At 69.3% G+C, this 11,755-nt stretch carries 14 protein-coding genes; 4 read left to right on the plus strand and 10 right to left on the minus strand.

Going from position 1 to position 11,755, the window contains the following annotated elements; genetic code table 11:
• Positions 1-11 precede the first annotated feature (11 nt).
• The 5 genes from priA to DFQ14_RS12530 form a co-directional block, all read right to left on the minus strand.
• Positions 12-743, minus strand: coding sequence for a bifunctional 1-(5-phosphoribosyl)-5-((5-phosphoribosylamino)methylideneamino)imidazole-4-carboxamide isomerase/phosphoribosylanthranilate isomerase PriA (priA, locus tag DFQ14_RS12510; RefSeq protein WP_114453427.1), 732 nt, complete (start codon positions 741-743; stop codon positions 12-14).
• A 25-nt stretch (positions 744-768) separates the two neighbouring features.
• On the minus strand, positions 769-987 hold the full coding sequence (locus DFQ14_RS12515) for a hypothetical protein (protein ID WP_246195477.1): 219 nt from the start codon (positions 985-987) through the stop codon (positions 769-771).
• Positions 984-1,613, minus strand: a complete 630-nt coding sequence (hisH, locus tag DFQ14_RS12520) for an imidazole glycerol phosphate synthase subunit HisH (protein ID WP_114453428.1) — start codon at positions 1,611-1,613, stop codon at positions 984-986. The genes DFQ14_RS12515 and hisH overlap by 4 nt, the downstream gene beginning before the upstream one ends.
• A gap of 102 nt (positions 1,614-1,715) precedes the next feature.
• Positions 1,716-2,639 carry a transketolase family protein gene (locus DFQ14_RS12525; RefSeq protein WP_114453429.1) on the minus strand — a complete coding sequence of 308 codons (924 nt, stop codon included), beginning with the start codon at positions 2,637-2,639 and terminating at the stop codon, positions 1,716-1,718.
• Positions 2,636-3,349, minus strand: a complete 714-nt coding sequence (locus DFQ14_RS12530) for a thiamine pyrophosphate-dependent enzyme (RefSeq protein ID WP_114453430.1) — start codon at positions 3,347-3,349, stop codon at positions 2,636-2,638. The genes DFQ14_RS12525 and DFQ14_RS12530 overlap by 4 nt, the downstream gene beginning before the upstream one ends.
• Positions 3,350-3,411: 62 nt before the next feature.
• Between DFQ14_RS12530 and soxR the strand changes: the two genes are divergently transcribed.
• From soxR to fmdA, 3 genes are all read left to right on the plus strand, one after another.
• Positions 3,412-3,864 (plus strand): redox-sensitive transcriptional activator SoxR, encoded by a 453-nt coding sequence (gene soxR / locus DFQ14_RS12535; protein WP_114453545.1) that lies wholly within the window; start codon positions 3,412-3,414, stop codon positions 3,862-3,864.
• A gap of 111 nt (positions 3,865-3,975) precedes the next feature.
• The gene (locus DFQ14_RS12540) at positions 3,976-4,254 is read left to right on the plus strand and encodes an FmdB family zinc ribbon protein (protein WP_114453431.1); all 279 of its coding nucleotides are present in this window, start codon (positions 3,976-3,978) and stop codon (positions 4,252-4,254) included.
• Between the two features lie 23 nt (positions 4,255-4,277).
• Positions 4,278-5,519: a formamidase gene (gene fmdA / locus DFQ14_RS12545; protein ID WP_114453432.1), complete on the plus strand. Its 1,242-nt coding sequence runs from the start codon at positions 4,278-4,280 to the stop codon at positions 5,517-5,519.
• A gap of 13 nt (positions 5,520-5,532) precedes the next feature.
• Here fmdA and DFQ14_RS12550 read toward each other — a convergent pair whose 3' ends face one another.
• Positions 5,533-6,213, minus strand: coding sequence for a response regulator (locus DFQ14_RS12550; protein WP_114453433.1), 681 nt, complete (start codon positions 6,211-6,213; stop codon positions 5,533-5,535).
• Complete coding sequence (locus DFQ14_RS12555; RefSeq protein ID WP_246195478.1) at positions 6,210-7,853, minus strand: sensor histidine kinase; 1,644 nt, start codon at positions 7,851-7,853, stop codon at positions 6,210-6,212. Before DFQ14_RS12555 ends, DFQ14_RS12550 begins: the two co-directional genes overlap by 4 nt.
• Before the next feature lie 202 nt (positions 7,854-8,055).
• On the opposite strand from DFQ14_RS12555, the gene DFQ14_RS12560 reads away from it, so the two are divergent.
• Positions 8,056-9,399 (plus strand): GntP family permease, encoded by a 1,344-nt coding sequence (locus DFQ14_RS12560; RefSeq protein WP_114453546.1) that lies wholly within the window; start codon positions 8,056-8,058, stop codon positions 9,397-9,399.
• Between the two features lie 66 nt (positions 9,400-9,465).
• Here the strand turns inward: DFQ14_RS12560 and DFQ14_RS22035 are convergent, their stop codons facing one another.
• The 3 genes from DFQ14_RS22035 to DFQ14_RS12570 form a co-directional block, all read right to left on the minus strand.
• Positions 9,466-9,615, minus strand: coding sequence for a hypothetical protein (locus DFQ14_RS22035; protein ID WP_170206315.1), 150 nt, complete (start codon positions 9,613-9,615; stop codon positions 9,466-9,468).
• Positions 9,616-9,711: 96 nt separating this feature from the next.
• Positions 9,712-10,611 carry a DMT family transporter gene (locus DFQ14_RS12565; protein ID WP_114453435.1) on the minus strand — a complete coding sequence of 300 codons (900 nt, stop codon included), beginning with the start codon at positions 10,609-10,611 and terminating at the stop codon, positions 9,712-9,714.
• A 66-nt stretch (positions 10,612-10,677) separates the two neighbouring features.
• Positions 10,678-11,751 (minus strand): S1C family serine protease, encoded by a 1,074-nt coding sequence (locus DFQ14_RS12570; protein ID WP_218956402.1) that lies wholly within the window; start codon positions 11,749-11,751, stop codon positions 10,678-10,680.
• Positions 11,752-11,755: the final 4 nt, after the last annotated feature.

Raw genomic sequence — 11,755 nt, forward strand, 5'->3', positions numbered from 1 at the left:
CGGTGAGGCCGTCAGCGAACGGCGGCCAAGGCCTCTTCGAGGGTGAAGTTGCCCGCGTAGAGGGCCTTGCCCACGATCGAACCCTCCACGCCGAGCGGCGCCAGCTTCGACAGCGCGACGAGGTCATCCACAGTGGAGACACCGCCGGAGGCGACGACGGCGGCATCGGTGCGCGAGCACACCTCGCTCAACAGGGCCGTGTTCGGCCCCTGCAGGGTGCCGTCCTTGCTGACGTCGGTGACCACGTAGCGGCGGCACCCGGCGCTGTCCAGTCGCTCCAGGACTTCCCAGAGGTCCCCGCCGTCACGGGTCCAGCCCCGGGCGGCCAGCCGATGCCCCTGCTCGGTGATCCGCACGTCCAGACCGACCGCGACCCGCTCGCCGTGTTCGCCGACGACCCGAGCGGTCCACTCCGGGTCCTCCAGCGCGGCCGTACCGAGATTGACCCGAGCACACCCCGTGTCCAGGGCGGCCTTCAACGAGGCGTCGTCACGGATCCCGCCGGAGAGTTCGACGTTCACATCGAGCTGCTTCACCACGTTCGCGAGCAGCTCCCGGTTGGAACCACGGCCGAAGGCCGCATCCAGATCCACGAGATGGATCCACTCCGCCCCCGCACGTTGCCACGCCAGCGCGGCTTCCGATGGGTCGCCGTACGAGGTTTCGGTTCCGGCCTCGCCTTGCACGAGCCGGACCGCCTGACCGTCGGCCACGTCCACAGCGGGGAGCAGAGTAAAAGTCACGCCCCAACTCTACGACGCGGCGTTTTCAGCGACGGTCCCGGCCGGTTCCGGAGTTCGAGCGCACGGCGGCGACCACGGGCATCCCCACCACGGCAAGCGCGAGCAGGAGCACGATCCACACGGGCACTCCCGCCGAGACCAGGTACGTGGACGAGAAGCCGACGACCATGCCCAGGCACAGCACGAGCGCGACCACCCGCGCGGCACCGCCCGGGCGCATGAGTCCGTACCGCCGGGTGCTCACAGGCCACCCAGCCAGTTCCGCAGCAACCGCGTGCCCGCCTCGCCCGATTTCTCCGGGTGGAACTGGGTCGCCGACAGGGCTCCGTGCTCCACGGCCGCCACGAACGGCTCACCGTGCTCGCCCCAGGTCACCAGTGGTGCACGAGATGTTTCCGAGGATGCTGTCTCCCACTTGCGCACCGCGAAGGAGTGCACGAAGTAGAAACGCGTGTCCGGATCCATATCCGCGAACAGGGTGGTGCCCTCCGGCGGCGAGACCTCGTTCCAGCCCATGTGCGGCAGCACCTCGGCGTGCAGGCGTTCGACGGTCCCGGGCCACTGCCCGACGCCTTCCGCATGAACGCCGTGCTCCACACCACGCTCGAACAGGATCTGCATGCCCACGCAAATCCCGAGTGTCGGGCGCTCGTCGGCCAGGCGCCGATCGACGATCCCGTCGCCACCGGCGGCGCGCAACCCGTCCATGCAGGCCGAGAACGCGCCGACGCCGGGAACGACGAGGCCGTCGGCCTCCAGCGCGGCGCGCCGGTCCGAGGTCACCTCGACATCGGCGCCCGCGCGTTCCAGCGCGCGCTCGGCGGAACGCAGGTTGCCGGATCCGTAGTCCAGTACGACGACTCGTGCCACGCCCTCCAGGCTACCGGTCCCGCACCGGCGGCTGCGTGCGATCGTCGAGCAAGCGGTGTCAGCCGCGTCCTTCCCGGGCACGCAGCCGGCACGCGGATTCCGCTATTCCAGGAACTGCCGCAGGCTCGCGGCGATACCGGTCGGTCCCAGCCCGTGCGCGGCCTCGTGCTGCTCGGCGGTGCCGTAGGCGCGCAGTTCCGCGTCACGGCGAACGCCCAGGGCGTGCACACGATGCGGAAGGTCGGACAGGACGTCGCTGACGACGTGCGTGGAGGTACCGCGCAGGTACGGCTCGACGAGCACGACGTCCGGGCTCGCCGCCGACACCGCGGCACGGAGCCCGGCGGAGTCGAACGGCCGTATCGTCGGCGCGTACAGCACCGTCACATCCAGCGTCGCGGTCGCGGCGAGCACGGGACGCAGCGTCGGCCCCACGGCGACGACGACACCGTGACGTCCGTGCCGCACGGGCCGAAACTTCGGTCCCTCGGCCAGCGGTTCGGCATTGCCGCGATCGGAGAGGCGAATGTAGACGGGCTCGTCGGTGGCCAGCGCCGAGTTCAGCATCGCCGGGACCTCCGCGGGATGGCCCGGTACGTGCACGGTCCAGCCCGGCAGTGTGTCCAGCAGTGCGACATCGCCCGGGGCCATGTGCGTCCGGCCGGCCGCCGGGTAGTCGTAGGAAGCGCCGGTGCTGACCAGGACGGCACCGGCACCCTGATGGGCGAGGTCGAGTTTGATCTGCTCGAAGGGCCGCTCGACCAGGAACGGCGTGATCGTGTGCACCACCGGGCGCATTCCCGCCAGGGCCAGACCTCCCGCCACGCCGATCATCGCCTGCTCACGGATGCCGACGTTGATCACTCGGTCGGGGTGGCGCCGCGCGGCCTCGGTGAACCGGTCGGCGGAGATCTCGGCCAGCACCACGGCCGCTCGCGGGTCGGCATCGAGGGCGGTGCTCATGGTGTCCGTGAAGACCTCGCGCATGCCGGCCGCGGGCATGGTGGTCGTTGCGAGTGCGGTCATGCGAGAACTCCCCTCTCCGTCACGTGTGCGACCACCGCGAGCGGCCGGTCGGTGCGGGTGTCGGTCAGCGCCTTGCGCAGGGCGTCGTGGTCGCGACCGTCGACGGTGCGCTGCCGCCAGCCCTCTCCGGCGAAGCGCTCGCCGATTCCTCCCGGCCAGCCGTGGGTGGAGGAGGAGTTGTCGACGACGACGGTGGTCAGCTGTCCCAGGCCCAGCCGCCCTGCCAGCGCGATGGCCTCGTGGTTGCTGCCTTCCTCCAGTTCGGCGTCGCCGACGAGCACGACGACGCGCGGGTGCGTGTGACCGCGTGCACGCAGGCCGAGGACGGTACCCAGCGCCAGCGGCAGGCCGTGCCCGAGCGATCCGCTGCCGATCTCCACCCCCGGCACCAGCGTCCGGTCGGGATGGAAGCCCAGCGGCGAGTCGAACTCGCCCCAGCCGTGCAGCAGGTCGGGGTCGAAGAACCCCTTGGCGGCGAGCACGGCGTAGTAGGCCATCGGACCGTGGCCTTTGGACAGCAGGAAGCGGTCCCGCTCGGGATCGGCCGTGTTGTGCGGGTTCACGGCCAGTACCCGGTCGTAGAGCACCCACAGCACGTCCAGGGTGGAATGCGCGGCCGGCGAGTGCTTCTCGTCGCCGGCCATGCGGTTCAACAACGCGGGCAGATCGGCGTAGTCCGGTTCCGCGCCGGGTTTCGTGGTCATCGTCATGGCGCTAGCATCGAACTTCGAGTTCGCTTGAAGTCAAGAGAACGGGTCGGAGCGTGTCGAAACTGCCGAAACTGCTCACCATCGGCGAGGTCGCCCACCGCAGTGGAGTGGCACAGACGGCGCTGCGGTTCTACGAGGACCGCGGTCTGATCTCGGCCACCCGGACCAGCGGCAACCAGCGCCGCTACGAACGCGGCGTCCTGCGCAGACTGGCCTTCATCCGCGCCGCCCAGCGCGTCGGGCTCAGCCTGGAGCAGGTCGCCGAGGCGCTGGCGACGCTGCCACAGGATCACGCCCCCACCAAGGCCGACTGGGAACGCCTGTCCCGGCGGTGGCGCGACGAACTCGACGCGCGCATCGACGGGCTGCAGCGACTACGCGATCGACTCACCGGCTGCATCGGATGCGGTTGCCTGTCCCTGCGCACCTGCGCGCTGCACAACACCGACGACCGGATGGCCGAGTTCGGACCGGGGGCTCCCCGCCTGCGCCCCGACGCCGACGGCGGTTTGTAAGGCGGATACACCCGATCACGTGATTTCGCGCCCGCCGAGGTGCGAGCGCCCTCACTACGGGAAATTCTCGCGGCATCGCCGTCACAGCCGCCGCACGGAGGTCGCCACGCGATGCCCACCTACCTCTACCGGTGCCGGGAGTGTGGACCCTTCGACACGAGCAGGCCGCTGGGTACCGCAGCGGCCACCGAACCGTGCCCGGTGTGTGCGGTTCCGGCCCCGCGGCTGTTCACCGCACCCCGGCTGAACCGCGCGGCGGGTCCGCTCACCCGGGCTCATGAGCAGAGCCTGCGCAGTGCCGACGAGCCCGATGTGGTGACAACACCACCTCCGGCGGCCCCGGCTCGCACCACGCACGATCCGCGCCACGCCCGCCTGCCCCGCCCCTGACCGCGCCGAAGGGAAGCATTCCCATGCCCGAGGTCCTGTTCAGCGTCGACCAGTCCCAGAGCTTCACCGAGCAGAACGTGCTCGGACACAACCGATGGCATCCCGATATTCCACCGGCTGCGACGGTGCGCCCGGATTCGGAGTTCCGTCTCGAGTGCCGGGAATGGTTCGACGGGACGATCCACAACGACGACTCCGCCAACGACGTGCGTGACGCCGATCTGTCCCTGGTGCACCAGCTGTCCGGGCCGATCGCCGTCGAGGGCGCCGAGCCCGGTGACCTGCTCGTCGTCGACGTCCTCGACCTCGGACCGGTGCCGCAGGAGAGCGGGCCGGTTGCGGGACAGAGCTGGGGGTATACCGGGATCTTCGCCCGCGACAACGGCGGCGGCTTCCTCACCGACCACTTCCCCAGCGCCTACAAGGCGGTGTGGGACTTCCACGGCCACACCGCGACCTCGCGCCACCTGCCGGGAGTGAGCTTCACCGGGCTCGCCCACCCGGGTTTGATGGGCACCGCGCCGTCGGCGGAGATGCTGAGCCGGTGGAACGACCGGGAAGGCGCGTTGCGCGACACCGACCCGACACGGGTGCCACCCCTGGCGTTGCCGCCGGAACCGAACAACGCCCGTCTGGGCGGGCTGAGCGGGGACGAGTACGACCGGGTCGCAGGCGAGGCCGCCCGCACCGCCCCACCACGGGAGAACGGCGGCAACCAGGACATCAAGAATCTCTCCCGCGGCTCCCGGGTGTTCTATCCGGTGTACGTGCCCGGGGCGAAATTCTCGGTGGGGGACCTGCACTTCAGTCAGGGAGACGGCGAGATCACCTTCTGCGGTGCGATCGAGATGGGCGGGTTCATCGACCTGCACGTCGACGTGATCAAGGGCGGGATGGAGACGTTCGGCGTCTCCGCGCCGGTGTTCATGCCCGGCAGGATCGAGCCGCGCTACACCGAATTCCTCACCTTCGCCGGCCTGTCGGTCACCGAGTCCGGCGAGCAGCGCTACCTCGACACGACCCTGGCCTACCGCCGTGCGTGCCTGCACGCGATCGAGTACCTGACGAAGTTCGGCTACACGCCCGAGCAGGCGTACCTGCTCCTCGGCGCCGCGCCGATCGAGGGCCGCCTGTCCGGTGTGGTCGACATCCCGAACGCCTGCGCCACGCTCTACCTGCCGACGGCGATCTTCGACGACGACATCCGCCCCACCTCGGGCATCCCGCAACGGGTGGACCGCGGCCAGTGCGCGGTGAGCAACTGACTCACCGTCGAATTCACGTCTCGGTGTTCCGGAGGTAGACCATCTCGGGGCGCCCGACTCCACCGTACTGGGGCCGGCGTACGGCCATGCCGGTGTCCACGAGGTACTCCAGGTAGCGCCGTGCGGTCACCCGCGACACACCACTGGCTCGGCCGATCGTCTCCGCCGAGGCCCCGTGCGGACGCTCGCGCATCGCCGAGACGACAGCGGTGAGAGTCTCCTCGCTCATGCCCTTGGGCAGCGAGGAGGGACTCACTGCCCGCAACGCCGAGAAGGCCCGGTCGATTTCGCCTTGACCACTGGCTTCGCGATCGTGACCGAGGTTGGAACGAAACTGTGCGTAGTGCTCCAGCTTGTCTCGCATCGCCGCGAACGTGAACGGTTTGAGCAGGTACTGCACCACTCCGCTCGCCACCGACTCCCGGACGATCCGGAGATCACGAGCCGAGGTCACCGCGATCACGTCCGTACCGCTGCCGACCTTCCGCAGGGCGCGGCTGACTCGGAGGCCGTCCATGTCCGGCAGCCGCAGATCCAACAACACCAGGTCGACCGGTGTCTGCTCCAGGAACCGCAGCGCGGCCTGACCGGTACGCACCCGCCCGGCGGTTTCGAACCCCGCGATGCGCTGCACGTACAGCTCGTGCGCCTCGGCCGCGACCGGGTCGTCCTCGACGATCAGTACCGAGATCACGCTCGCGCTCCCGTGAGGTGGCTTCCGCGGGGCGCGGTCTGCGGCAGGTGCACGGTGAACACGGCGCCGCCGTGTTCACCGACCTCGGCGCGGCCGCCGTAACGGCGGAAGCTCTGCCCCACCAGCGCCAGCCCGAGTCCGCGCCCGTCGTCCCGGGTCGAGAAACCGCGCTCGAAGACCTGCCCCGTGGAAGCGGGATCGAGCCCGGGACCGTTGTCGGCAACCCGGAGCACCAGTTCTCCGGTGTCGGGGTCGGTGCGGGCGGTGACCGTGATGGTCGGCCGCTGCTCGCGCGTGCCCTCCATGACCGCCTCGATCGCGTTGTCCATGAGATTGCCCAGGATGGTCACGAGATCACGGGAGGCGATGTGCTCGATCGCCTCCTCGTCGACCGCCGTGTCCTCGGTGAGCACCACTTCGATTCCGCGCTCGTGCGCCTCCGCGCTCTTGCCGAGCAGCACGGCGGCAAGCACGGGTTCGGTCACCGCCCCCACCACGCGGTCGGTGAGCTGCTGGGCGAGCGCGAGCTCTGCGGTGGCGAACTCCACGGCTTCCCCGGTACGCCCGAGCTCGATCAGCGACACCACCGTGTGCAGCCGTTTCGCGGACTCGTGCGCCTGCGAGCGCAGCGACTCCGAGAACCCGCGCATCGAGTCGAGTTCCCTGGTCAACGCCTGCAGCTCGGTGTGATCGCGCAGGGTGACCACACTCCCGAGGTTCCGCCCGCCGCTGCGGACGGTCGAGACGTTGACCAGCACCACCCTGTCGGCGGTCAGATGCACCTCGTCGCGGACGTCGCGGCCGACGCGGAGAGTGTCGACCAACGACTCCGGCAGTCCGGCCTCGGCGAGCGCCGTGCCCTCGACCTCGGTCGAGTCCACCGACAACAGCGCCGCCGCGCCGTCGTTGCACAGGGTGAGCACTTCCGACGGTGACACGAGCAGGAGTCCTTCCCGTACCGCGTGCAGGATCGCGTCGTGATACTCGTACATCCGGCTCAGCTCGGCGGGCCGGAGCCCGTGGGTGTGCCTGCGCAGCCGGTTGCTGACCCAGTAGGTGCCCACTCCTCCGAGCAGCAGGGCCAGCCCGGCCACGGCGATCAGCACGGTCAGCTGATCACGGAACTCGCGGGTGAGCACCTTGACCTTGATCCCGACGCTGACCAGGGCGCGCACCTCGCCCTCCTCGCCGAACACGGGTGCGACCGCACGCACGGAAGGGCCGAGCGTGCCGGTGTAGGTCTCCGTGAACGTCCTCCCCCGCACGGCCGGTCCGATGTGTCCCCAGAACCGCTCCCCGATCCGGCGCGGCTCGGGGTGGGTGTAGCGGATACCGCGCGGGTCCATGATGGTGATGAAGTCGACGCCGGTGTCGGTCTGCACCTCCTTCGACCAGGGCTGCAGGACCGTGCTCGGCTCGGACAGACGCAGAGCGCGGCGCAGCTGAGGTGTGGCCGCCAGTGTCTCGGCCACCGCGATCACCTCCTGCCGTGCGGCCTGCTGATTGCGCCGCTGCGCGTCGTACCAGGCCAAACCCGCCCCGGCCACGACGACGGTGACCACGATCACAACCTGCAGGGCGAACAACTGCCGCGCCAGGCTCCATCCGCCGGAGCTGCGGCGAAACCGGTTCCGTACCACGGCCCTCCTGTCGAACATGTCGAGTTACCGACCGGTGAACGTAGTGAACACAAACGTGACGGCGCCACCAACCGGCGTTCATAGTCCCCGCGATGCACGGCGTGATCCGAAGCACGGGCAGGTCCGGGGCGATCGGCGGCCCCGCCGCACCGGACCCGTTCACCCGCCGTGACTCGTGGACGACAACGACAAGGAGGTCCGGTTGAGTGACGTACTGATCCTGCTGCACACGGCCATCGCGCTCACTGCCACGGTGCTGCTGATCCTGGTCGCACGGATCGAGCCACTGATCGCTCTGCTGACCGGTTCGATCTATCTGGGTCTGGCCACCGGGCTGGGTTTCCAGGGCACCGTCGAGGCCATCACGAACGGCTTCGGCGACATCATGAGCAGTATCGGACTGTTGATCACGTTCGGTGTCCTGCTGGGTTCGCTGCTGTCGGCCACCGGGGCCTTGCGGAAGCTGACCGAGTCGCTGTTGCGCGTCTTCGGCGCCGAACGCGCTCCCTACGTCTTCAGCACCTCCATGAGCAGCGTGTTCCCGGCCATCTACACGGATGTGCTGCTCGTGTTGACGGCGCCGCTGGGCCGTTCCATCGCGCCTCGCATCCGGCGGGACGGAACCGCCGCGATGGGCGCGGCACTGATCTTGGGATCGGAACTGGGACTGGTACTGGTCATTCCCGGTGCGGGCGCCCTGGCCGTCGCGGGGCTGCTGAACGTACCGCTGGGTTCGATGCTGCTGTTCGGGCTCGTGGTGACCGTGCCGACCGCGCTGATCACGACTTTCCTGTACAAGCAGCTGCTCGAGCGGGGATTGTGGAACCGGAACTCCGACGAGCTGTCTCCACAGGACGCGCCCGCGGACGAACCGGTTGAGGCAGGTGCCGAGTCGGCCAAGCTCCCCTCTCTCGGCGTCTCCCTGCTTCCGCTGCTGGTCGCGATCGCACTCATCGCCGCCGGGGGAATCGCCAAGGTCGCTGGCGTCTCGTCGGGTCCGCTCGCGTTCTTCGGGGATCCGCTCGTCGCACTGTTCCTCGGCGTGGTCGGCGCGTACTTCCTGGCGTGGCGCAGCCTGTCGCGGCAACAGGCCGGAAACACGTTGAGCCGCGGGCTGCGCGAGTGCGGCAGCATCCTGGTCATCACCGGCGTCGGCGGGTCCCTGGGCGCCGTGATCAGCAAGACCGGACTGGAGGACATCCTCGCCGGGTACTTCTCCTCGAACGCGCTGTCGCCGCTGATCCTGGCGTGGATCATCGCAGCCGTGCTGCACGTGTGCATCGGCTCGACCTCGGTGGCCGCCATCACCGCCGCAGGCATCCTGGCGCCGGTACTCGGCAGCATCGACATCTCCCCGCTGCTGGTCGCGCTGGCCGCCGGATCCGGCGCACTGTTCGCCGTGCACGTCAACAGCAACTTCTTCTGGATGTTCCAGCGGCTGCTGAACCTGTCCACCCGGGGCACGCTCAAAACGTGCACCGTGGTGACCATGCTGGCTTCGGTCGTCTCGCTCGGGATGGTGTTGGCCCTGAGCGTGGTTCTGTAGCCACCTGCCACCCGAACCCGGTCAGCCTCGTCACCCGACCATCCGTCGCCGGCCGGCGTGGATCCGTCACAGCCACAGGATCCCGCCGGCCAGTGCCACCACGGCGGCGATCCCGAGCAGGGCGGCGAGGAGCTTGGCGGTCTTCCACGTCACGTAGACGCCGCCGATGAGAAAGCCCGCCAGGGCGAGCAGGAGGATCGGGAGGTAGTCCTGCACAGGATGGCTCCGTGGGATCGTGGGGCGTTACCGTTCGGAACCGGCATTCTCGCTCACGGTTCCTTCGCCTCCGCCTTCCGGAGTGGAATGGTCGCGCTACCGGTCCTGTTCGTCCGTTTCGGCTTGCTGCTGCTGCTCGACTTGCTGCACGCGGTGCACCAGCGGGGAGGTGTCGACCACGATGATCCCCGTCAGCAGCAACGCCAGGCCCCCCGCCGCTCCGGCAAGGTGCCAGACTCCGGTGTTGATCGACTCACCGAAGACGAGCACACCGATGGCGATGGAGATGACCGGGTTCGCGGTGTCCATGACCGGCATGCTCGCCGCGAGCGGACCCGCCTGGTAGGCACTTTGTACGAGCATGAGCCCGACGATGCTGGTCACCGCCATCGCGTAGGGCTGCCATGCGGTGAACGCGGTGACGATGCCCTGCTTGAACAGGGCGACGGTGGCGGCGAGCAGTGCGGACTGGGTCGCCAGCAGCGCGACGGCGGCCAGCGCGAACGTCGAGGCCCGTGCCGGTCCGGACAGTCGGCGCCCGATCAGCAGCGACACTGCCATCAGCACCACGATGGCGCCGAGCATCGCGGCCCACGACGACAGCGGCGGAAGCACATCGCCCCGACTGGGCGAGGCGGCGATGATGCCCAGTATCAGGCCGCCGCCCACGGCGACGATCCCGCTCCATTCCCGCGGCCCCAACCGCAACCGGTGCCTGCGCACCGAAACCGGGACGGCGAACAGCAGTTCGGACACGATCAGCGGCTGTACCAGCGTCAGGGGGCCGAAGGCCAGTGCGATCGCCTTGAACAGGAACGAGCCTGCGGTGGCGGCGATACCTCCGAGCCACACTTTGTCCCGAGCCAGGTCCAGCAGCAGCCGCGGCGACAAGGATTCGCCCTCGGGTGCGGTGCTGGCCTCCCGCTGCTGCAGCACCCCGCCGGCCGCGAAGCACGCACCGGCCGCCAGCGCGGCGATGATACTGATGATCAGCATAAGTCATCCCTTGACGAAGGCGGCCCCGGCGACCGGTACCGCCCCGGTGATTCCGCCTTGGAGCCGTCACCGTTGCGAAAGGGTGATCCGCAACTGCCTTTCCTGCCCGTTCCGGATGATCGTGGCCTGCACCGTGTCGCCGGGATCGTGCTTGCGGAGCACGGAGTAGACGGTGTTGATCGTGTCGATGCGCCGACCGGCGAGACGGACGATGACGTCACCGGAGCGGATGCCCGCTTCGGCGGCGCCGCTGCCCTCGACGACGCGCTGCACGAGCACGCCCCGGGCCTGCTGGAGTCCCAGTTGCTCGGCCAGAGCAGGGGTGACCTCGACCACGGCGACCCCCAGGACAGCGTGCTCCGCACTGCCCGTGCGCAGGATCTGTTCGACCACGTCGACCACCGTTGCCGAGGGGATGGCGAAGCCGATCGAGACCGCACCGGTCTGCCCGGGGGGCAGGTAGAGCTCGTTGATGCCCACGACCTTCGCGTTCTTGCCCACCAGGGCACCGCCCGAGCTGCCGGGCGAGATCGCCGCGTCGGTCTGGATGAGGTTGATCAGTGGCCGCTGGGTCTGCTCTGCCGGGAAGCTGCGGTTGAGCCCGGAGACGATGCCCGCGGTCGAGGACTCCCGGAAACCGAGGGGGCTGCCGATGGCCACGGCGAGCTCGCCGACCTCGGGTGTCTTCGTCTGGAATTCCGCCGCATTCAACCCCGTCCGGTCCACCCTGATCACGGCGAGATCGGTCGGGTAGTCGGCTCCGATCACCCGGCCCTGCGCCTGCTTGCCCGTGGCGAAGACGACGGTGACCCGGTCGAAGACGGGTGCCCGTTGCTGCTTGCTGCGGGCCACGACGTGCCGGTTGGTGACGATGACGCCGTTCGAGCGATAGACCACGCCGCTGCCGACTCCTTTCGAGGTCCGCACGGTGACGACCGAGGGCCGCACCCTGTCGATGATCTCGGGAATGCGGCCGAACACCGGACCACCGAGCGAGGAGCCGGGGGCGGTACTCGGCGTGCCGGGTGCCGATGTGCCGGAATCCGGCGGCGGTGGCGCGGAGTTCGTACAGCTCGCCAGTGCCAGTACGGCGATCAGCAGAAACGCGAGTACCGGGCGCGGCGGCGCCCGCCGCGACATCAGG

It is taken from the genome of Halopolyspora algeriensis (assembly GCF_003337235.1).
Lineage (GTDB): Bacteria > Actinomycetota > Actinomycetes > Mycobacteriales > Pseudonocardiaceae > Haloactinomyces > Haloactinomyces algeriensis.